The organism is Absiella sp. AM29-15, assembly GCF_003434225.1.
GTDB lineage: Bacteria > Bacillota_I > Bacilli_A > Erysipelotrichales > Erysipelotrichaceae > Hoskinsella > Hoskinsella hominis.
This window is the reverse complement of sequence record NZ_QVFL01000003.1, coordinates 68,595-90,545: the sequence shown is the minus strand read 5'-3', so window position 1 is coordinate 90,545 and position 21,951 is coordinate 68,595. Positions and strand designations below refer to the sequence as shown.

General features: G+C 35.9%; 19 protein-coding genes and 1 tRNA gene. 1 reads left to right on the top strand and 19 read right to left on the bottom strand.

The window, feature by feature from the left end:
• Positions 1–84: 84 nt before the first annotated feature.
• The 4 genes from DW761_RS04240 to DW761_RS04225 form a co-directional block, all read right to left on the bottom strand.
• Entirely contained in the window at positions 85–1,977 is a 1,893-nt protein-coding gene (locus DW761_RS04240) for an HD-GYP domain-containing protein (RefSeq protein WP_117516516.1), read from the bottom strand.
• A 154-nt stretch (positions 1,978–2,131) separates the two neighbouring features.
• A complete protein-coding gene (locus DW761_RS04235) occupies positions 2,132–2,620 on the bottom strand; it encodes a 4Fe-4S binding protein (protein ID WP_117516515.1) in 489 nt (162 codons plus the stop codon).
• A gap of 5 nt (positions 2,621–2,625) precedes the next feature.
• Complete coding sequence (locus tag DW761_RS21740; RefSeq protein ID WP_117516514.1) at positions 2,626–3,276, bottom strand: rubredoxin; 651 nt, start codon at positions 3,274–3,276, stop codon at positions 2,626–2,628.
• A 269-nt stretch (positions 3,277–3,545) separates the two neighbouring features.
• Positions 3,546–3,621: transfer RNA gene (locus DW761_RS04225), tRNA-Gln, on the bottom strand.
• Between the two features lie 159 nt (positions 3,622–3,780).
• On the opposite strand from DW761_RS04225, the gene DW761_RS04220 reads away from it, so the two are divergent.
• Positions 3,781–6,981 (top strand): DEAD/DEAH box helicase, encoded by a 3,201-nt coding sequence (locus DW761_RS04220; protein WP_117516513.1) that lies wholly within the window; start codon positions 3,781–3,783, stop codon positions 6,979–6,981.
• Between the two features lie 33 nt (positions 6,982–7,014).
• Here the strand turns inward: DW761_RS04220 and DW761_RS04215 are convergent, their stop codons facing one another.
• The 15 genes from DW761_RS04215 to DW761_RS04145 form a co-directional block, all read right to left on the bottom strand.
• Positions 7,015–8,358 (bottom strand): radical SAM protein, encoded by a 1,344-nt coding sequence (locus DW761_RS04215; RefSeq protein WP_117454194.1) that lies wholly within the window; start codon positions 8,356–8,358, stop codon positions 7,015–7,017.
• A 209-nt stretch (positions 8,359–8,567) separates the two neighbouring features.
• A complete protein-coding gene (locus DW761_RS04210; RefSeq protein WP_117454193.1) occupies positions 8,568–8,879 on the bottom strand; it encodes a PTS lactose/cellobiose transporter subunit IIA in 312 nt (103 codons plus the stop codon).
• 2 nt (positions 8,880–8,881) lie between these two features.
• Positions 8,882–9,184 (bottom strand): PTS sugar transporter subunit IIB, encoded by a 303-nt coding sequence (locus DW761_RS04205; protein ID WP_117516512.1) that lies wholly within the window; start codon positions 9,182–9,184, stop codon positions 8,882–8,884.
• Positions 9,185–9,284: 100 nt separating this feature from the next.
• Positions 9,285–9,596 (bottom strand): PTS sugar transporter subunit IIB, encoded by a 312-nt coding sequence (locus tag DW761_RS04200; RefSeq protein ID WP_117454191.1) that lies wholly within the window; start codon positions 9,594–9,596, stop codon positions 9,285–9,287.
• A gap of 1 nt (position 9,597) precedes the next feature.
• Positions 9,598–10,872, bottom strand: coding sequence for a DUF4038 domain-containing protein (locus DW761_RS04195; RefSeq protein ID WP_117516511.1), 1,275 nt, complete (start codon positions 10,870–10,872; stop codon positions 9,598–9,600).
• Between the two features lie 3 nt (positions 10,873–10,875).
• Positions 10,876–12,285 carry an L-fucose/L-arabinose isomerase family protein gene (locus DW761_RS04190; protein ID WP_199485588.1) on the bottom strand — a complete coding sequence of 470 codons (1,410 nt, stop codon included), beginning with the start codon at positions 12,283–12,285 and terminating at the stop codon, positions 10,876–10,878.
• Positions 12,276–13,157, bottom strand: coding sequence for an alpha/beta hydrolase (locus DW761_RS04185; RefSeq protein ID WP_117516509.1), 882 nt, complete (start codon positions 13,155–13,157; stop codon positions 12,276–12,278). Before DW761_RS04185 ends, DW761_RS04190 begins: the two co-directional genes overlap by 10 nt.
• Complete coding sequence (locus DW761_RS04180) at positions 13,154–14,599, bottom strand: FGGY-family carbohydrate kinase (RefSeq protein ID WP_117516508.1); 1,446 nt, start codon at positions 14,597–14,599, stop codon at positions 13,154–13,156. Before DW761_RS04180 ends, DW761_RS04185 begins: the two co-directional genes overlap by 4 nt.
• Positions 14,596–15,525, bottom strand: a complete 930-nt coding sequence (locus tag DW761_RS04175) for a transketolase family protein (protein ID WP_117516507.1) — start codon at positions 15,523–15,525, stop codon at positions 14,596–14,598. Before DW761_RS04175 ends, DW761_RS04180 begins: the two co-directional genes overlap by 4 nt.
• Positions 15,525–16,340 carry a transketolase gene (locus tag DW761_RS04170; RefSeq protein WP_117516506.1) on the bottom strand — a complete coding sequence of 272 codons (816 nt, stop codon included), beginning with the start codon at positions 16,338–16,340 and terminating at the stop codon, positions 15,525–15,527. Before DW761_RS04170 ends, DW761_RS04175 begins: the two co-directional genes overlap by 1 nt.
• 31 nt (positions 16,341–16,371) lie before the next feature.
• Entirely contained in the window at positions 16,372–17,670 is a 1,299-nt protein-coding gene (locus DW761_RS04165; RefSeq protein WP_117454184.1) for a PTS sugar transporter subunit IIC, read from the bottom strand.
• A 238-nt stretch (positions 17,671–17,908) separates the two neighbouring features.
• A complete protein-coding gene (locus DW761_RS04160) occupies positions 17,909–18,916 on the bottom strand; it encodes a LacI family DNA-binding transcriptional regulator (protein ID WP_117516505.1) in 1,008 nt (335 codons plus the stop codon).
• A gap of 68 nt (positions 18,917–18,984) precedes the next feature.
• Positions 18,985–19,710 carry an AAA family ATPase gene (locus DW761_RS04155; protein WP_117516504.1) on the bottom strand — a complete coding sequence of 242 codons (726 nt, stop codon included), beginning with the start codon at positions 19,708–19,710 and terminating at the stop codon, positions 18,985–18,987.
• A gap of 2 nt (positions 19,711–19,712) precedes the next feature.
• Positions 19,713–20,453 carry an AAA family ATPase gene (locus tag DW761_RS04150; RefSeq protein WP_117516503.1) on the bottom strand — a complete coding sequence of 247 codons (741 nt, stop codon included), beginning with the start codon at positions 20,451–20,453 and terminating at the stop codon, positions 19,713–19,715.
• Between the two features lie 97 nt (positions 20,454–20,550).
• Positions 20,551–21,927, bottom strand: coding sequence for an aminopeptidase (locus tag DW761_RS04145; protein WP_117516502.1), 1,377 nt, complete (start codon positions 21,925–21,927; stop codon positions 20,551–20,553).
• Positions 21,928–21,951 lie beyond the last annotated feature (24 nt).

Sequence of the window (21,951 nt, the reverse complement as noted above, 5' to 3'; positions counted from 1 at the left end):
TAGATAGAAATACAAACAACATTTGTAGAATACGAAAAAAACCGCTTTTTCCACACTTTTTTACGTAGATCAAGCAGTTTTTCCTCACAATCCTTTGATGATATGATACATTTCTACATAGACTTGTTCACGTTCTTCCTCCAACAGATTTTCTAATTGATGTTGGACATCTTCATGTTCCGATATGAAATCTACCAATACATCAGAATAGCTGGTTCCTTTTAACATCTGAAACTCTTTTAATACAGTTTGAAAGCTTTTAGGAGCCGCATACAAACGACCGAAGGTATCTGTGGCAGCATCTAAACTGTCACATATTCTGATAAGATCAATTAATATACGCTGTGGGGATGCTGTATTATCAAATTCTTTTGGATATCCAAATGTTCCATCAAAACTTTTATGATGCCCAATGGCGATATCATGGTAGATGGATAAGGAGGGAATATCTGATAGTATAGTCGAGCTGCTGTTTGGATGGAATTTAATTGTTTCATATTCAATATCAATCAATCGACGATACTGCATATTAATCACCTGTGTACAAAGCAGTTTTCCTACATCATGTACAAGTGATGCTTTTGATACAAAGGAAAGCAGTTCTTCTTTATTTGTTTTCACTTCTTTAATTGTTGAAAAAAGCTTGGCATCTACTAATATTTGAGGCTGTTTATCAATAATACACTGCATGATCAGATTCGCACTTCTTCCTACCATCAAGGAATGAATCGCTGTCTGCAGCTGACGAAAGACTGTGATATTCAATAATGATTTAAAGATATCATCTACATCATCCATATATTTCATCAATGGCACAATATAATGATAGATGGTCTGATTGATCTGCTGTGCCATCCCTTTACTGTAGGGCTGTTTTAATAAATATTCAAGATAGTCATTCCAACATTGCATCGTGGATTTTACACTCTCTGGATCTTCTTCCCCAAGGGTTTGTAAAGCAAGTGAAAAAGCCTCCATGGTTTCCATCAGCTGTTTGATATCTAATTGCTCCTCTACCTGATGGCTTGCGTTCAGATTACGGATACCATCCATAAATATTTCCACAAGTTCTTCACTGGTATAATTAGTTTCAAAACGATGTGCCATATAAAAACATATCAGATTTTCAACCTGTCCATTGATATCAATATCTTCTTGTAGATATACCAATTCTTCTGCGATATTTTTCACAATTTCCATTTGATCTTTACGCAGAGTTTGTTTATGTAATCGAAAGGATATCTCCGCAAACCTGCGTTTGACGTTTAAAATCATATATGGAACAATTTGATTTAATGGCTGATTCATATCCGCTTCCTTCATGAACCGCTCCATCATTTCAATTGATTCTAAATAATCAGGATACAGTACCTGATCAAATACATCTTTAAAGTCATCACCAATGACCAGATTGGTATAACGTACATAATTTAAAATATCATATATCGATAATCCCATGCTTTTATCTTCTTCGCTCAGTTCATCATAATGTTTGATATATAGCGCTCTTAATTCTTTACAAAGGGATATACAGATATCATGAAAATGTGCTTCATCCAGATAAGTATAACAATATAGTAAAACAGCCTTACACTTCATGATTGCGATTTCATCATTTTTTGTTTCATAATATGTCTGTAAAGACTGAGCAATCGCATAGATTGCTTCTACATCTTCCATTCTAGACCAGTAACGATAGATATACGCTAATAATGAATCTGCGACTTCCTCTGTCCAGTTTTCCGGCTGATTTACAAAATAATGAATATGCTGTTGTTTAAATTGATCATTTTTCAGATACAGCGCCCTGATTTCATTAGATTGTCGCTTAAAATCCTCAATCCATTCATCACAGCTTAAACTGGTATTCATGAGGGTATGTGTTTTATCATCAATTTCGATTATTTTTGTGAAATACACTTGAAAAGCATCAAACCAGGCTTCTCTTGTTGTAAATCCATGCTTAATTTCTTCCATATGCGCCCTCTTTTTTCTCTATCTTATATTTTAACATAGTTTACTTCAAAAGTGTAAAACTTATGATGATTATAAGACATTTGTATGCTTTTCCATATAAAATCACAGAGATGAAAAAAACACAAGACCTTTTATATCTTATGTTTTCTTTTGCCTAATCGTTGGGTTTGATTAGTTTCAATAATGTTTTGACCGCATCCATTGGAAAATCCGGATCTTTGATTTTCAAGAAAGATCCTAACATTGCATGTGTTTGATGGCTTTGTGGAAGCATATAGCCTGCTTCCCGATATAAATCTTCACTCATAAAACGATTAGATTTTTTTAAAGCCAAAGCAAACTGTTTTGTCATGGCATCATCACTAGTTTTCCACAGATAATCCAGGATGGCTTCCTGTTTAACTTTATGATTAATCAACACATACAGGGCATCCACAACGTTTTGATTTTTCTTTTGTTGCGGTGCATATTTTTCAGGCACCATGGAAATCGCATGGGATGGGCAGGCATTTGCACAAAGTCCACAACCGATACATTTCTCCCAATCAATCTGTCCATTCTCTGTATCTGATGCTCCTGTCGGACAAACATATAAACATAAACAATCTTTTGTACATAGACGTATGGTTCTTACCGCAAACATATCATTCAGCTCCTTTCTACTTTCTGAAGCTTAAAACTTGGAACTTTACAAATCGGACAAATATCTGGAGGTGTATCCCCTATGTAAATGAATCCACAGATTTCACATACATACACACTGGTATTTTCCAGCATTGCTCCTTTTTCATTTTCATATCGCTCAATTAATGATGCTTGTAGACGTGTTACCTTTTCACTCCATGTTAAAACACGTTTTGCGCCACGATCATTTGCTTCTATTGCCATTTGATTTGCAATCGGATATAACGAATTCATATCTTCTTTCAAGAGTACCAACAACGCTGCCATATTGCCTGCAACAGCTGTTGCTTTACTTTCAAAATATACAGAAAGTTCATGAAAAAGCTTTGCTTCTTCATTTAAACACTGCTTTTCACAGCCTTTTTCAAGATTTGAACAAAGGGCACTCAATGATAACACATCCCAATTTTCATAATCCATTGTCACCTCTTTGTTTACCTTTGTTGATTCGATTGTTTCTTCTTTAAGTTCAAATGCAGATTTTGGTGCACCACAGATAGGACATACCCAGTCATCAGGCAAATCCTTCCATAACGTACCCGCAGTAATATTGCTTTGTGGACTTCCAGCAGCTTCATCATAAATATAGCCACATATTGTACAAATATATTTCATATGGAAATCCTCCTTTCATGTAAACGTTAACATTTACCTATCTTCAATATAACAGATTTCCATGTTCTTGTCACGTTATATTATTAATTATTTAATTCACAATATTTTAAATGCTTTTATATAGATTTTAATATATCATTTTATGCATTATACATCATTACTTAATAGAAAATAATGATGCACCATCTTCGGACATCCAAGTCCTCCCAGCCAAACGCATTTACACAAAAAAAAACGAACTATATAATCATAGTTCGTAAGTTTTCATATGGCTGGGGTACTTGGATTCGAACCAAGGAAATGCCAGATTCAGAGTCTGGTGCCTTACCGCTTGGCTATACCCCAATTTCGGCAACACGTATATTCTACTTATTTTCACTATATTTGTCAATAGGAAATTTCAATTTTTTTATAATTTTGTCAAAACTTATTTTTCCTATGAAAAGTGCTTAAAGTAAACATAAAAATCTGATACAATACAAACAAATAGAAGGGTGGTATCCTATGTATATTAAAGAAAGCGAAATTCAAAGGATTTTTAATGATCGAAACTGGGCAGTCGCAAAAGCTTATCAGCGTAAAGATGTCATTGAACATTTAGATATCGAAGAGAATCAAATGCGTGAATGGTACGAAGTGAGTGCTGATGTAGAAGTGTTCACTTACAATAATCATGTAGAGCTTATTTTATCAAAAGCAGGCGATATCATCTCCTTCTCATGTGAATGCCGTTATTGTGAAGACGAAGTGGCTTGTGGACATATTGGTGTTGTTTTATTATTTCTGCATGATCTGAAACCAACTGGTTATCCTTATCATTATGATGCCAGTATCAAACGTGAAGATGAATTAAAAAACTGGATGTTACAGCGCCAGCTGGAACAATCCAAGAGCTTCTTAAATGCCTATAAACGAATCAGCGACAGTGAATTTCAGGCAAATTTAATCGCAAATAAAATCCGTTTGATTGCCTATCTGAATCATGAATACCAAAGCCTTCATGTGACGTTCAAAGTTGGTAATGATAAATTCTATGTAGTAAAAAATATTCTTACCTTCTTAGAAGCAGTTGAACATCGCAGTCAAGTATATTATGGAAAAAGCTTAAGCTTTGTTCACCATCCTGATGCTTTTGATGATACGACAAAACAAATGATTAATTTCCTTATGAAATACCGTCAGGAACATATCAGTGAACTTGAATATGGTTATCTTGATAAACGCAGTATCACATTAGACAAGCGAAGTTTAGATGACTTCTATGATTTCTTTAGTGAAGAAGGAGCTTGTAGTATTGACTGTAATTTTGCATATGATGAAATTGAAACGATTCCCCTCCATATCCAAAAAGATAGTATTGGCTATGTCATTACCACATCATTAGATTTAGATACTCTCTATGAAGGAAAAGCTTATTGGTATTGCTTCAAGGATAAATGTTTATCCCGCTTCATAAAAGAAATCCATGATACCTGTACCTACCTTTTACAGCAGTTACATAAAGACAGGCAAATTGTAATTGCCCATCAGGATATGCATGAATTCTGTCAGTATGTTTATTCCCAGATAGAAGATTATGTAGAATTAAGCGGGGATCCTATTGATGAATTTATGGATGATGAACCAGATTTAAGCTGTTATATTGATATGGAAGATAATGGCGATATCAGTGTTCAAATCTATGCAATGAAAAACGGTTTAAAACAATCCATCTTTGATCAGGAGGGACATGCAGGTTTACGCATAGAACGTGCCATCATGTTAATAAAAAACTATGCGGATGTGATTGATTATGATGCAAAAACTGCATACATTGCCAATGACTCTCATCAGATCATGAGCTTTTTAAAGGATGGACTCGCTTATTTAGATAGTTTCTGTGATGTATTTGTCAGTGATGCCATCAAACAGTTAAACAGTCCCAAACCAGTGAATTTCAAAGTGGGTGTGCGAATGGAAAACAACCTGCTTCAGGTTGATGTAAAATCTGTGAATATTCCTCAGGATGAAATCTATGCTGTATTAAAAAGTTATCGCAAAAAGAAAAAATATCATCGTTTGAAAAATGGTGATTTGATTTATCTAGAACAGGAAAGCATTCAGGAAATAGATGATATGATGCAGGATTTGCATGTCAGTGCAACTGATTTTGCGAATGGTTCTATTCAATTACCTGTTTATCACAGCTTTGAAGTAGATGATTTAAGCAATAATATCCAACATGCGCAAATGAAACGCAGTAAAAACTTTGAAGATACACTACATCGCTTACGTCATATCAAATATGATTCTTTCAAATTACCGGATGGATATGAAAACATATTGCGAGATTATCAGGTGTTTGGATATCAATGGTTAAAAACCATGAGTGCTTATGGCTTTGGGGCAATCTTAGCTGATGACATGGGGCTTGGAAAAACAGTACAGATGATCGCAGTATTAGAAGATGAAAAGCTACAGAATCCAGACAGCATTTCTTTAATTGTCACACCAGCTTCCCTAATCTTTAACTGGCAGGATGAAATCCATAAATTTTCCAACAACCTGCATTGTTTATGTATACATGGCAGTGTAGCACAACGTCAAAATAAAATCTTGTCTATGAGTGAATATGATGTCATAGTTACCAGCTATGATTATCTTAGAAGAGATCATGAATATTATGAAAAACATATCTTTAACTATATCATTTTAGATGAAGCTCAATATATCAAAAATCATACTACTAAAAATGCCAGTGTGGTAAAAGCATTAAAAGGAAATCATCGTTTTGCGATGACAGGTACACCTATTGAAAACTCACTTGCGGAACTATGGAGTATTTTCGATTTCCTAATGCCGGGTTATCTATATAACTATAATTTCTTCCGTAAATTTTATGAGAAAGAAGTTGTAAAGTTCCAAAATAAAGAAGTGATTGCGAAATTAAAACGTATGGTAGAACCATTTATATTACGAAGATTGAAAAAAGATGTATTAAAAGAACTGCCAGATAAAATTGAACGTGTACAATATCTGGAATTCAATGAAGAAGAAGAAAAACTGTATATGGCAAACCTTGTGCAAATCAATAAAGAACTGCAGGCAAAACTGCATGTGGAAGGTTTTGATAAGTTTCAGATTCTGGCAATGATGACACGACTTCGTCAAATCTGTTGTGATCCAAGGCTGTTATATGAGAATATTGATACAGTTTCCAGCAAAATCGAAGGTTGTATGGAACTGATACAATCCGCAAAAGCTACGGATAAAAAAGTATTGGTTTTCTCCAGTTTTACCTCTTTATTAGAATTGCTGGAAAAGGAATTTTATAAAGAAGATATTTCTTATGTAAAGCTAACTGGTGAAACAAGCAAGGAAAAACGACGGGAATATGTTCAAATATTCCAAGATAAACAAGTGGATGTCTTTTTAATATCCTTAAAGGCTGGTGGAACCGGACTCAATCTTACTTCTGCGGAAGTCGTGATTCATGTGGACCCATGGTGGAATATGTCTGCGCAAAATCAAGCAACGGATCGTGCATATCGTATTGGTCAAACAGAAAATGTACAAGTTTATAAAATGATTATGAAAAACAGTATTGAAGAAAAAATCCTGAAGCTGCAGGAAATGAAAAAAGATTTAAGTGATACCTTTACACAAGGTAGTGAAGGCAGTATCACTTCCATGAATCAGGAAGAAATTTTGTCATTATTTCAATAAAAACTGCGAATAGATTCATTCGCAGTTTTTCATTTACTCTTGTTTATTATTCCACAACATATCTGCCACAGGTGCCCAGTTTGCGGCATAGTTTTTACACTTTCCACATAAATGATCTACTGGTTCTTCTGACAATAAGTCTGTAGAATGAGCACCAGTCGCATGTACCATAGCCATTAATTTCTCTGGATTCTCCAACATTGGACATGGTCTTAAATGATTCTGGTTAAATGGCTGTCCCTTCTTATATGCCATGAATAATGGGGAACAAAGTGCTTCTAATAATGTTTTTTCTCTTATATTAGAATCCGAATAATGGATGAAAGCACATGGCTCTACATCGCCGTTTGGATTGATATGCAAATAGTTACGACCACCTGCAATACATCCGCCAACATATTCTCCATCGTTTTGAAAATCAATGGTAAATATTGGTTTATTCCCACGAAAATGTCGAATACTGTGATACATTTTTTCTCTTTGCGGTGGTGTACATAATAAATCTAATACTGCATCATTGCCAATTGGCATGTAATGGAAAAACCATGCGAATTTAGCCCCAAAATCAACCAGAGAATCTATAAATTCCTCACTGCTGATAGAATTGACATTCATACTTGTGTAACAGCAGGATGCCCCAAAAGGCAGTCGTTTTGCCTTTAAGATGTGCATTGCTTTTACGACCTTTTGATAAGTACCTTTTCCTCTTCGATGATCCGTTGCCGTTTCATCTCCCTCAATACTGATTGCGGGAATGAAATTTTTAACCTGCAGCATCTCATCCGCAAATGCTTCATCTATCAATGTTCCATTCGTAAATGCTAAAAATACACAATCCGGATGCCGTCTACATAGTTCAATTAAATCATGTTTTCTTACCATTGGTTCTCCACCGGTATATAAATACATATATACACCCAATTGTTTTCCCTGTGTAATAATATCGTCTAATTCTTCTAATGACAGACTTAACTGTTTTCCATATTCACTTGCCCAACAGCCAATACATTTTAAATTACATGCACTGGTAGGATCTAACAAGATCGCCCATGGAACATTACAGTGGTATTTCTTAACAACTTCCTGTTTTTGTTTATCACTGATAATGACAGAATTGATCACAAAGTTTTCAAACATCGTTTTTCTGACCTCTGTATCAATATCGGTATACAGACTCTTTACCAGTTTCACCCAGTTGTTATCAGGATCAGCAAGTGCTTTTCTTGCGGTCTTTAACTGCTTTGTAATGCTTCCCTCTGTATCAAAATGATCCAGCCAGTCCAAAATCTTGACCATATTTTTATCTGGGTCTTTCTCAACATACTGAATCATTTTCTTCACTGCCATCGCAGTTGCTTTATCTTTGATTGAGATCATATATATTACCTCCTTGCAAAAAGTGCACAGATATGACTTTCTCTCTATGATATAATCTTTGACAAATGGATTACACGTATATCATATTCTTATTATTTTGACTTTTAAACAAAGGATAATCAATATTTTATATATAATCTATACAATTATACCAAAATGTATAAACTATAAAAAAAAGATAAGATTTATTCATCTTATCTCTTCTTTGTTTATTTTTTGATTTCTTTATACAAATCAACGAATTCTCTACTCAGAATACCAAATGCTTCCGCACTCATCAGCTGATCTTCTGCGTGAGTCAACAACAATGTCATCGTTGTTGCTTCTCCACTTGCTTCCTGCTGAATAAGTTTCCCATGGGCCGCATGTCCTTCTGTAAAGGATGCTTCTCCTTCTTTGATCAATTCTTCTGCTTTTTCAAAGTCACCAGCTTTTGCTGCCTGAATTGCTTCAATGTAAAGACTTCTTGCATTTCCTACTGTAGAAATGATTTGAAAACAAATTAATTCAATACCTTCCATAATTAATCTCCCAGTGTTTTCTTAACGGTAGCAATAACTTTCTTGCCATCCATCATTCCATAAGCAGCCATGTCGATTGATTCTACAGGGATGTTAGGGAATTTTTCCTTAACGCTCTTTAATTGGAAACGAACCTGTGGTCCAAGTAAGATGATATCAGCACCTTTACCAGCTGTATCAACTTCGCCGATAGGGTATGCAGCAATATCTGTTTCGTAGTTGTCAGCAGCTGCAGCTTCCTGCATCTTCTTTACCAACATACTTGTAGACATACCAGCAGCACATACCAAAACAATTTTTCTCATTTTCTTTTACCTCTTTTCTTTAAGAACAATGTTATTTTACCACTTTTTTAGTATTCTTGTCTATTTACTTTTGTATTTTTCTAAAACTTTTGCAAGCGTTTTACTTTTTATCTTTATTTCCCAGGTAATTTTTTACAAATGCGATTACAGCCTGCCCATTTCCCTGCTTGAAATCCTGTGCATCTATACAGGAAACTTCTTTTTCAGGAAACAGACTCTTGATTTTTGAAAGGTTAAAGCGCACCTGTGGTGTCAGTAAAATGACATCCGCATCCTTTCCTGTTAAAGATGCCTCACTCAGTGCACTGACTGAAATCGTATAATCCAGTTGTTCTTCTTCAATCTGTTGAAGCATACGTTTTTTCAACACATCCACAGATACGCCAAAACAACATAACAATAATATCTTCATATTATCCCTGTATGATTATCAGTGCATCTTCATCGAATGGATGCATTTCAATCACACTTTGTCCTTTCTCAATACATACCTCAGGAATCGTGATATTTTTATGCTTCATATCTAGGATATATACTTCTTTATCCTGTAAATCTAAGTTGATACGAAGTGCAATATTGCTAGGTAAATAGATTAAGAAACATGCTTCATCTGTTGTTTTTGCGCAACGAATCTCTTCATTTTGTTTTGTAAGAAGCTCACATGGTATCAGTTCATTGATTTTTAAGCTATGCAGGATATGGGAAATAAAGCCATAATCCCATGCACCAGGAAACTGAATTGCTTCATTCCATGGTTTTGGTGTCGCAAATCCCTCTCCTGTACCAGTTCCAAATTTTGCGCCAGTTTTATGCCAGGAATAGATCCCTGCCGCACCATACGTAATGCCAGCACAGGCACCGGATAAAATACTTTGCCATGCCGCTTTTCTTACATCGTATTGTGACCATCTACCATAAAGTCCTCCAGAGCTTCCCATCTGTTCGTAACATGGTTCACTGTTGAAAATCGGTTTTATTGGATATTCATGATAGAAGATCTGTGCCAGCTGATATGGCATTCCTTTATTTTCAGGCAATGCATTATGTCCGGATTGATACATATAAAAGTCCATCAGATCAATAAAGCATGCGGGAATCTTTGAAAAACGTCCTTTGATATGCATAGAGAACAAGCAATCTTTGGCTTTTTCCTTAAGTAATGTAAAAGCTTTACGATAATAAGAAATACATTGTTCACTTGGAAAATCACTATCTCCACTGATGATATACATTGGATGTAAATCAGAGAAGGTATCATGTACGATATCAATATAAGAATCAATGAAATCATACGGCATGGTATTGGCATCATTCATACGATTTGCCCATGTATCTGGAACATAATTACACCATAATACCACAAGTGCTAATTCAAATCCCTGTTGTTTCGCCTGTTCACACATTGCTCTTGCACGTGTAAAATATGCTTGATTCCATGTGGTAAACGCAAAAGTCTTTTTATCTTCTGTAGGTAAAGGATAGTAATGGTATGGTGTTTCACTGGCATCCCATTGTGGCAGGATATTGATTTGAATCGTATTAAAGCCCTGCTGTTTTCGACGTTTTAAATAATATGTCCATTCTTCATCACTGATATTTGTAAAAGCACTCCAGCAGGTATCTGCCAGATAAAAGAATGGTTTTCCGTCTTTTTCAAATGTTCGTTTGTTTTCACTGATTCTTAACATCGTTTATTCACCTCTTATGATTGACTTGATTCTTTCTTCACTTGAATCATATACATCAGCCTGTAAGCCATTCAGATACTTACAAGCTTCATATACCTGTGGCAATACATCTTCATGAATACCTACACAATGATGTACATATGGTCCACATACCAGTTTTTCTTCTAACTGTTTTAAATTTTCTACTTCAATCCACACATAGGTTCCCTGATTGAATGGTCCTTCAATTCCTTTTGCATGACCCATCAACAGTTGATATTCCCCATTATCACCATCAAAGCGCAGGATACTCATATCTCCTCCAATGATTTCTCCATGTAATGCTCCCGGATGGGAATGATGGAACGCAAATGGTGAGCCAAAGGTTGGCTTTTCTTTCATCAGGGATGGTGCCCATGGTCCACAATGCTGTAACAATTCTCCATTTTCATTGGTTGGATGTGGTACTGTCCAATCTGCGAAGAAGCTTTTTTTATTTGATAAACTTGCGGCATTTGCGATAATAGATGTAATCGCACCATGAATATCTGTTTCACAAGTGACAGGGAAACCTTCATCCGCTAATAATGCATTGGCGACACATGGGAACAGCCCTAAATCATCCTGCATGGCATTCCAGCACTGTATCGCTGCTGCACGGCATCCATAGCGTTTTGCTAATGTTTCTATCGCAAGTTTTAAGGCTGCTGTATTGCGAACATCCTCCTTTTTCACTTCTACCTTCATGATATCATAAATATACTTTTCTAATGCATCAATATCTTCACTTCTTTGTTCCTTGATATGATTCATTTCCATCTTTACTTCTGCCAATGTAACTGGATGGATACGAATATCAAATTTTTCTAGCAGTTCCCCTTCATTGACCATCATGGTCCAAAAGCCTGCCGGACGTGTCGCAATTTGTAAGATGGTTGCCTGTTTTACCTGTTTAACAATATTAGCAGTAGCTAAAAAGCGCATGATACCATCAGAAAACTGTGAATCATCTATTCGACACATCGTCAAATATGTAAACCTGCGTTGAAATCTGCGTAAGATCTTTCCTGTCGCAAACAAGCCACATTGAGAATCTCTTAAACGTGATCCATCCGCAAGTGGCGCCTCATCTCTTGGTCCCCATAATAGTATAGGAAGATTGAAACGACGTGCCACTTTTGCGACTAGATCTTCTGTCCCAAAGTTGCAATGTGGGAAAAACAATGCATCAATTTTTGCCTTCTGCATTTTATCCACAATTGCTTCTACATCCTGTTCATCAAACAACAGACCTTCTTCATTGATATCCTCAATATCAACATAGTTTATCTTCATTTCTGTTAGTTTATCTAAAATCATTTGTTTATAATGCAACGCATCTTCTTTACTGAAAATTTCACGTCTTGTGCAAATGACACCTAACTTTACATCCATTTCCATCCACCATCCTTATCTATATATGCCCGCATCCATTCTTCACATAAGTCAAACCAATGAATCACATGATCATTATGATGACTTGCTTTTCTTGCGGTTGTGCGATCACACAAAGCTAATCCATGTTCTCCTTTTTCAAAAATATGCAATTCAAATGGCACATGATGTTCTCTAAGTTTCATTCCTAGCATTAAAGAATTATTGACATCAACCAATACATCTTCATAAGTATGCCATACAAACATCGGCGGTGTATCTTCGCTCACAAAATTCAATAAATTATACTCATCTAGTTCTTTTTCTGTTGGTCGTTTTACCCCAAAGAATCGCTCATTGGCCGTATTTGGCTCTTTGATTAGAGAGCTGGCAAAGCCAAAATCATCTTCATTAAATACCTTTTCCACCATTGTTGCCGGGTATCCCAGTATACAAAGATTTACCTTCAACTGCTCACTTGTCGTATGTAAAGCTTCACATAACCATGACTGGCTCCATTTTACTGCCAATGATAACGCCAAATGTCCACCTGCAGAGAAGCCACAAATAATGATCTGATCATGATCCACCAGCCATTCTTCACTATGTTCTCTTACGTATTTCACACATGCTGCCGCCTCCACAAGAGCATTTTTTGGCACATTTTTTACCTGGTCATATACGGTATACCATAAAACAACTGCATGCATGCCAATACTGTTGAACTTTAAGGCAATCGGTTCTGCTTCACGATCTGAAGTAAACGCATAGCCACCCCCTGGACATACAATGACCAAAGGGCGTTTTTTTCCAACATTATATTCTTTTGAATTATGTAGCAAATATGTATCCATATATGCTGTATCATTGATTTTTATTCTTTCATTTATCATAGCGCACCTCTTTTATCCGCATCATATACCACAACATCTACTGCCTGTTTCCAGCCTTCAATGTATCGCATACGGGTTTCTTTATCCATCTTTGGATGATAAATTTGATCAATCTTTTGTAAGTCATCACAAGCATATCCCAGCTTCTGTAGTCCCAGCAGATAAACCCCAAAAGCTGAAAAAGCACTTTGTTTGTATGTGATGATATCTTTATCACAGATATCCGCTAAAAACTGCATCAAAGCCGGATTTTTAGAAGCCCCACCATCCGCACTGATTCTAGTTGCGGATATATCCGCATTCTCTTCCAATGCACAAATCGCATCATAAATCTGATAAGCAATTGATTGCATTCCTGCCACAACGATATCTGTTTTGGTTGTATTTCTGGAAATACCTGAAATACATGCTTTCGCACGTGACATCCAATAAGGAATACCCAATCCCACAAAAGCCGGTACCAGATAAACACCATGTGCATTCATAGATATATCATTTAACATTTGATCCTTCTCATATAAACCAAGATCATCTCGCAACCAGTTTAATGTATCTGCACTGGCATTGATGATTGCTTCCCCAGCATACGCATCTTTCTTTGTCGTGTGATAAGCTAGTGCCCCAACAACACCGCCATGATGTTCTGGTAATTGTTTTCCAAGATTCATCATCACACTGCTGCCAGTACCCATCGTCACTTTCACATCTCCCAGCTTAAAAGCCTGATGTGCATACAAAGCGCTTTGACTATCGCCAATCACACTTAATATCGGAATCACTCTGCCATCGATTTCCACACTTCCAAAATCGCCATCACTATAAACGATTTCTGGCAGGATACACTTTGGTATATCAAATATCTTTAACAATTCATCATCCCATTTTTTATCCTTTAAATGATAAAGCAATGTCCTGCTGGCATTGGTATGATCACAAACATGTTTCCCACATAGTTTATATAACAGCCAACTGTCCATCGTGCCTGCCATAATCTTTTCTATTGGTGTATCCACATGATTTAATAACCATTTCAGCTTTGTCGCAGAAAAATATGGATCTATTTTTAATCCTGTCTTTTCTTCCACAATTGTTTCATATGCTTTCAATGATTCACAAATGGGTATTGTACGACGACATTGCCATACAATCGCATGGTATAGTGGCAAACCACTGTCCGTATCCCAAATGACAGTGGTTTCCCTTTGATTCGTCAAACAGATTCCTAGTACTTCATCCTCTTGATCAATCGTATGAAGTATCTGATGCAGGCAATCCATCATATTCTGATAGATTTCCATTGCATCATGCTCCACCCATCCATTTTCCGGATAGATCTGTTTATGTTTTTTTGCCGTTTCCTTTATGATATTTCCTTTCGTATCCATCAAAAACACTTTGGTGCTCGTAGTGCTTTGATCAATACTGATCACATAGGTTTTCATAACATTTCATTTGCGACTTTCACAACGTTTTCCACAGAAAGTCCATAGTAATCAAATAATTCCTGAGCAGTTCCTGATGTTGTGATTTCATCAGGGAATGCCAGCACACGCACCTTGGTTGGATGATTTTGCGCAACACACTCACAAACCATAGCACCTAAGCCGCCATAAACACTGTGTTCTTCCATTGTGATGATGCCTTTTGTATTTTTTGCGGCATCTATGATAGCTTCTTCATCAAATGGTTTGATGGTATGCATATTGATCACACGTGCGTGAATGCCTTGTTTCTGCAACTCATCACTGGCATGACATGCAATCGATACCATATCCCCGCATGCCACAATCGCAAGATCATCTCCTTCACGCAAAGTAATCGCTTTTCCTATTTCATAATCAAAATTTTCATTTTCATGTACATCTTCTACCGGATTACGGCTTACACGAATATAGGTAGGATGTGTATCATTCTGTAAAGCAGCCATCATTTTACGTGTTTCATATTGATCCGCAGGTACAATGATCTGCATATTAGGAATTGCGGTCAATACCGCTAAATCCTGTAAAGAATGATGTGTCATACCCAATGCCCCATAACTAACACCAGCACTGATGCCAATCAATTTCACATTCGCATTAGAATAAGCAACATCTACTTTGACCTGTTCAATACTTCTCATTGTTAGAAAACTTGCCGGACTTGCCGCATAAGGCTTTTTCCCAGCACTTGCAAGTCCTGCACTGATGCCAACCAAATCTTGTTCCGCAATACCAACTTCTATTGTTCTTTCAGGATATGCCTTTGTGAAAGGTGTTAAGGAAGCACTTCCTCTGGAATCACTTACGACAACACAAATATCCTGATCTTGTTTTGCTTCTTCTAATAAACACTCACAAATAACTGCACGATTCGCCATCTTTCCCATTAGATAGCACCTCCCAGCTCGCTCATCGCCTGATGATATTGTTCATTATTTAATACCCCATGATGCCATGCGACTTCATTTTCCATAAAAGAAACACCTTTACCTTTAATCGTATGCGCAAGAATCAGGGTTGGTTTTCCTTTGATTGTTTTCGCTTTATCAAAAGCATCTAAAATTTCATCATAATCATTTCCATTGATTTCAATAACTTCAAAGCCAAAACCAGTCCATTTCGCTTTGATATCTTTCAATGACATCACATCTTCTGTTGTTCCTGAAATCTGTAGACCATTTCGATCTAATATCGCAACCAGATTATCTAAATTGTAATGAGATGCAGCCATAGCAGCTTCCCAGATACTGCCTTCTGCCTGTTCTCCATCACCCATCATGACATACGTACGATAATCTTTATGATCCATCTTTGCGGCAATCGCCATACCAACACCAAGCGCCAATCCATGTCCCAATGCACCGGTATTCATTTCTACACCATTGATTTTATTATTGGGATGTCCAATATATTTAGATCCCGCACAAGAGAACGTTTCCAGCTCTGATGCATCGAAGAATCCACGATTAGAAAGTGTCACAAACAATGCTTCAGCGATATGACCTTTACTTAAAATGAAACGATCACGATCATCTTTCTTTGGCTCTTTTGGATCAATATTCATCTCATGATTATATAAGACATTCAGGATGTCGATGCCAGATAAACTGCCACCGACATGTCCTGCTTTACTGCGATAACATACATCTACAATCTGTTTACGTAATGTTACTGCGTTTTTTACCAGCTCTGTTTTATTCATATGTCAATCCTTTCCTTCACGTAATGAATGATTATTCTTCTGTACTGATTTCTCCCATTTCCTGTGCAACAGCTTGTTTATCTGAAATCTTGAAGAATGGATAATATATTGCAATACCAATCAATACCAGTACTACCTGTAATACAGCAATTTTCCATCCACCAGCAATGAAACCACCTACTACAACAGGCATACCAAATGGAACCTGAACACCACTTAATCTTGGACAGATACCCACAGCGATAGAAGCATATGCAACAATCACCTGAATCAAAGGTACTGTGATAAATGGAATTGCCATAATCGGATTTAAAATCAATGGATAACCAAATACAATTGGTTCATTAATTGTAAAGCATCCAGGTACAATTGCTAAATTTGCAAGTGCTTTATTTTTCTTACTTTTTGACATGATGAACATAAGGATAACAAGTGATAAGGTACCACCTGCACCACCAATACCAGCAAAGCAGCTATAGAAGGTTTTACCTAAAATATTTGGTAATTCAGAATTTGTAACACCAGCTGCTAAAGCATCCATATTTGCAGTGTCCATTGGCAGATATAATGCAGTGATAAAGCTTTGTACAACCAAAGATCCATGTAAACCAAAGAACCATAAAATCATCTGGATAAATACGATAAATACCATAGACCACATACTGCTTGATAAATGCTCTAAAGGCATTGAGATTACAGAATAAATAAACTGTGCCATTGATCCATAAGAAGTAAAGCTGAATCCCCATGCAACTAACATGAATAAGATAGCAACCACGATGGCAGGTAACAACCCAGCAAATGAGTTAGCAATTACTGGTGGTACTCCAGCAGGCATTTTAATTGTCAGTTTTTTGCCTTCCATAAAGTAACAATATAGACGACAAGAAATTAAAGAAACAATCATTGCGGTAAACAAACCTTTTGCGCCAAGCATATTTGTATCTAAATAGCTTCCAGCTACACCATTTACTTCCGCAGATACCATTGGTGTAATCATAAAGAAACACAATACTGCTAAAACACCTGGAATCATTGGTTCTACTTTAAACTTTTCCGCAAGGCGATATGCAATCGCAAATGAAGAATATAATGCGATAATACTTGTTGTTAATGTAGAAGTAAGCATTAAGAAGCTTCTTAATCCAATATTCGTAATAAACTCTTTATAAGCGTCAATTGGTAATACTGCCAGCAATAAAGCAATTGACCCAATCATCAAAATTGGCAGTGTCCCCATTAAACCTGTTGAAATTGCTGATAGATATTTGTTTTGTTGAACTTTCATCGCAAAGCTCATTACTTTTTCCATCATTTGATCCTTTTTCATTTTTGAAATTTCCTCCTATTGTAATGAAGTTACATTATGCGCGCCCTCTCATGTAACCCCTTCCTTACACTGATAGTATAATACAACAAAAACACAAAATCAATACTTTTAGCTAAATTTATTTATTTATTTGCTAAATATTTACTAAATAAATATTTATATAAATTTTAGTTATTGTGCAAAAAAAAATCCCACCAGTTATTCACCAATGGAATTTCTTTATATCCTATGTAATATATTATGCTATCCGTTTTACACTTTCTCTTTCTACTAGCTTGGTGCCGACTAATATCTGAAGTTTACTATGATCTTTTTCCGTTATTTTGGATACTAATCGTTGTACAGCCTTGCTTCCTAAATTAATCTTATCTACCTGTACGGTCGTAAGTGGTGGGTCACAATAACCGCATAATGGAAGATCATCAAAACCTACAATGGATACATCTAAGCCAAACTCTTTAAAGGCTTTCATAGCACCTAGTGCTATATTATCATTTACCGCGAAATAAGCGGTTGGTAAAGGTTCTCCTTCTTGAAGAAAACTTTTCAAATATTCTTTCATATCCGCATATGCACCGTCAAGACTAGGTTCCACCAATGCTTCATTCTGTGGATAACATGCCAATTGATGATCACTCATCGCTTGTTCATATCCATGTTTACGTTCACGGAAATTATTAATTTGATAAGCTGAATTGATTAAGCCTATGTTTTTATGTCCATGTTTTATCAGATGAGATACGATTTCATATGTGCCATCGATATTGTTAATTGCCACAAAATCAAACTTCTGCGTTCTAAACACGGTATCCACAACCACAATAGGAATACTTAATGCTTCAAATGCCATTAAATCCTCATAATTCATTTCCGTACCTAATAACAAGATACCATCTACTAAATCTTGTTTTAAAACATCATCGATATCTACACTTTTATCTTCATCTACTGTAATATGAGAAACTAATAAATCAAAGCCTAAAGCACTGCTTTCTGTTTCGATTCCTCTGATTAATTCTGAGAAAAACGGTGTATCCCCAATGACATGTTTTGTTTTATTTAATACCACAAAGCGAAGGGCTTTATTATCTTTTATAGATTTTTTAAAATACCCCATTTCTCTTGCGACTTTCAATATCTGTTCACGCTTTTCATCACTGATGCCCTTACGATTGTTTAATGCATTTGATACAGAGCCATCAGATACGCCAGCTTTCACAGCAATATCATGTACTGTCACTTTCATACCATCGCCCACCTTTCAGCTAAATTATAACATACATTTTAGTTTTTATTTAGTAAAATTTACCATTTTCATTCATCTTCTTCTAAAATACGTTGTATCATTGCAGAATCATTCAGAAAACGATGATATAATGCAAAGTTCATTGTGTCACGATAACTTTTTTCATGGATTCCTTCTTCATCAAATTCATAGATTTTCGCATGTGGACATGCCAGTAAGATAGGAGAATGTGTTGCGATGATGAATTGGGAATTTTCTTGATTAGCCAAATCATAAATTTTTTTCAACAATGTAAACTGCCCGGTTGGCGATAATGCGGCTTCTGGTTCATCCAATATATATAATCCATTTCCCCAGAACCGGTTTAAAACAAGATTTAAAAAGCTTTCTCCATGAGATACACTATGTAAAGATTTTCCTCCATAATATTGATGGATTCCACCAATTTCATCAATCTTACTTGCCATATTATAAAAACTTTCCGCACGTAAGAAAAAGCCATCCTCTGCATGATGTATCCCACGGTTCATGCGTATATATTCATATAAATCAGAATGTGTATTTCTTGTGGAAAACTGTATATTTTTATTTCCACCTTCCGGATTAAATCCATATGCTGTCGCTATCGCTTCTATCAGAGTAGATTTACCTGAACCATTTTCCCCAGAGAAAAGTGTAATATCATGATCAAAATCCAAGTTCCGCATGTGCTTTAAACTTTCTATATTGAATGGATAGATATTTTCATTGGGAATATCTTTCCTCATAATTTGAACACTTTCAATATATCGCATACTTAATCCTCCTTTGATACAATCCGTTCTACCATAGTAGCATCATTTAAAAAACGATGATATAACGCATAGTTTGAGGTTTCCTGATATAACTTTTCCTCTATACCATCATCATTAAATTCATAGATGCATCCATAGGGATATGATAACAAGATTGGTGAATGCGTTGCAATGATGAATTGAGAATATCCATTGGTAGAAAGATCATGTATTCTTTTTAATAAGGTGAATTGACCTGTTGGCGATAACGCTGCTTCTGGTTCATCCAAAAGATATAAACTGCTTTCCCCAAAACGATAAATGATTAGATTTAAAAAGCTTTCCCCATGAGATATTGTATGTAAAGATCTCCCACCATAACTTTCAATGATTTTTCTACCCCTTATATTTTCAGGATCTGTATCTAAATCATCTATGCAACTAGAAAGATTATAAAAGCTTTCCGCTCGTAAAAAGAACCCGTCTTTTGCACGTGTAGTACCTTTTACTAATGTGATATCCTGCCAAAGTCCTGAGTGAGTTTCTACTGTGGAAAAATCAAAATTTCTAGTGCCGCCTTCTGGATTAAAGCCATATGCAATGGCAATTGCTTCTAAAAGGGTAGATTTCCCAGAACCATTTTCTCCGGAAAAGAAAGTCACAGACTTTTTGAAATCTAATTGTGATAAGTCTTTGAAAGAAGGCAGATCATATGGATAGATATCAAGTAGATGTTTAAGTTTTACCTGTCTTATATAGATCATCGTGTGTTCTCCTTTATAATTCTATATCATTATGATACCTATTCCTTATAAGAATGTAAATGAAAAGAGGTCATCTTTTGACAACCTCTTTATCGTATTATGCTTTTTTCAAGAATGCTTTATAACCTTGTGTAGCTTCCCAGATATCAATCTTACTTGCTACTTCCCAAGGTGCATGCATGTTATGTAATGCGATACCACTATCGATAACTTCCATGTTATATTGAGCCAAAATGAAGGCGATAGTTCCTCCGCCTCCCTGGTCTACTTTACCAAGTTCAGCTGTTTGATATGTTACATTTTCACTATCCATAATGTTTCTTAATTCAGCCATGAATTCTGCGTTGGCATCATTACATCCACCTTTTCCACGGCTTCCAGTATATTTCGCAAATACTAAACCATGTCCCATAAAGGCAGCGTTCTTTTCTTCATTAACACTTGCATAGTTTGGATCATATGCCGCAGATACATCACTAGATAACATTTTAGAGTTCTTTAAAGCTCTGCGTACATTTAATTCGTTGTATTCACCAGCACAGTTCATAACTTCTGCCACTGTATTTTCGAAGAATTTAGATTGTTGTCCTGTAGCACCAATGCTTCCAACTTCTTCTTTATCTACTAATAAGCAGATAGAAGTACGATCAACACTTTCTAATTCCATCTGTGCCATTAATGAAGTATAAGCACAGATACGATCATCGTGACCATATCCCAATATCATACTGCGATCTAAACCATAATCTCTTGCTTTACCTGCAGGTACAACTTCGATTTCAGCTGATACAAAATCATCTTCTTCAAAGTCATATTTTTCTTTCAACATTTTTAAGATGTTTGCTTTGACAGCATCTTTTTCTTCACCTGCCAAAGGCATGCTTCCAAATGTAACATTCAGATCTTCACCTTCAATTACATTGGTTGCTTTTTTCTGCATCTGATCACCAGCTAAGTGCACAAGTAAATCAGAAATACCAACTACAGGATCATTTTCATCTTCACCAATTGACAAATTGATCACAGTACCATCTTTTTTCACTACGACACCATGTAATGCAAGTGGTAAAGTTACCCACTGATATTTTTTGATACCACCATAATAGTGTGTATCTAACATCGCAAATTCTTTATCTTCATATAAAGGATTTTGTTTTAAGTCAAGACGTGGACTATCAATATGTGCCCCTAAAATATTGAATCCATTTACCATTGGCTCTTTCCCAATCAAAAACAATGCCACACCTTTGCCCATATTATTTGCATAGACTTTATCTCCTGCTTTTAGTGTTTCATTGTTTTTAATTACATCCTCCAAATTGCGATAACCATAGCTTTCCGCAATACGGATACCTTCTGTTGTACATTCACGTTCTGTTTTACAGTCAGAAATATATTTTTTATATCCTTCGCAATAAGCAAAGATTTCTTCTAACTGCTTCTCATCATACTTTTTCCAAGCATTTTCTCTCATTGAAATACCTCCATTCATACGCAT